Source organism: Olivibacter sp. XZL3, from assembly GCF_004368405.1.
In the GTDB taxonomy this organism is placed as follows: Bacteria; Bacteroidota; Bacteroidia; order Sphingobacteriales; family Sphingobacteriaceae; genus Olivibacter.
The window spans coordinates 1-1,170 of the sequence record NZ_SBJH01000021.1; the positions used below are offsets into that span (position 1 = coordinate 1).

The window sequence follows — 1,170 nt, forward strand, 5'->3', positions numbered from 1 at the left end:
TCATCAGTTGGACTGAGATACTAACTCGATAGAGGGGTCAGTATGTCCAGCGGAGGGGTCAACATCAACATTATATCCATTAGTTAACCAATTGAAATATTATTCTGATTTTGTAACGCTGCGTACTATAGAATTGATTTTAAAGAACATACATGCTTAATATGGAAATCGAAACCAGAGAGGGGGCTCCTTATGACTCCGAGTTCGTTGCGACCATCTAGAACAAGACATCAACACCGAAGATCTACGGAAGCATGTGGCCCGCCACAACAAACACATCCAATCGCCAACTCTCACACAACCTATTTAAATTCAAAAAGAGTACATTATATCTTTTTAAAGAAAATCTTAATCTGCAGGCCTTTTAACACAAAGTACAACTTTTTTTCTTATCTTAAAACCGATCAAATCGTACATAGAATAATCAACAATAAAACTAGAAGAAAAACATCTTCAGCTAAATTATAATTTTATGCGCATTCTTATTTATCTCGTACTTACTACAGTCTGGATCTTTGGTGCCCAGGCGCAACAAAAGCCGAACGTCGGAATTTATGTGAAATTTGAGAATGTTGACAATGAAATGTTCGTCCAAGACATGACAGATCTCGAACGCCTAACCGATGAGTCAGACTACCCGAGGCTCGAGCAGGATACTTCGGGCTATTTTACGGCCTTCTTTCATATAGAAAAACCAAAATACGTCAGGATATTGCGTAATATACTTTACATAAAACCTCATGATACACTGAAGATACATATTGCACAAAGCCCGGAGGACTCAAAGTTTGAGATCGACAACAAGGGGATAAACGCGTATTTATCCAAAACCCCCTTTCCTAAGGGAGGATCGTTTATCGATCAGGAATCATTAATGAAGGGACAGGATCTTGTTCATGCCATTGCCGAAATTAGAAAAGAGGGTGAATCAAGGAAAAAAGATCTTAATAACCTATCCACTGACGACACTGTTTTTTTGAAACAGGAACGCCGACGCATTACCTTTGATGTGCTTAACAGTTATTTCGCGCTGCCTATTTATTTTACCTATTTAAACCATATCAAGGATGCTGACAGCGTAAAACAGATTGTAATCTTCCCTTAAAACAGCTACGATTATTAATGTAGTTTTATAATTTAGGGGTAATGAAAAGAAGTAAGTTTAGCGAA

At 37.8% G+C, this 1,170-nt stretch carries 1 protein-coding gene; it reads left to right on the forward strand.

Annotated features, from left to right (window positions below; genetic code table 11):
• Positions 1-472 precede the first annotated feature (472 nt).
• A complete protein-coding gene (locus tag EPX21_RS06145; RefSeq protein ID WP_134088789.1) occupies positions 473-1,105 on the forward strand; it encodes a hypothetical protein in 633 nt (210 codons plus the stop codon).
• Positions 1,106-1,170 lie beyond the last annotated feature (65 nt).

Coding starts and splice junctions, on each gene's coding strand:
- EPX21_RS06145 (WP_134088789.1), top strand. CDS start 473: ATGCGCATTCTTATTTATCTCGTACTTACTACAGTCTGGATCTTTGGT.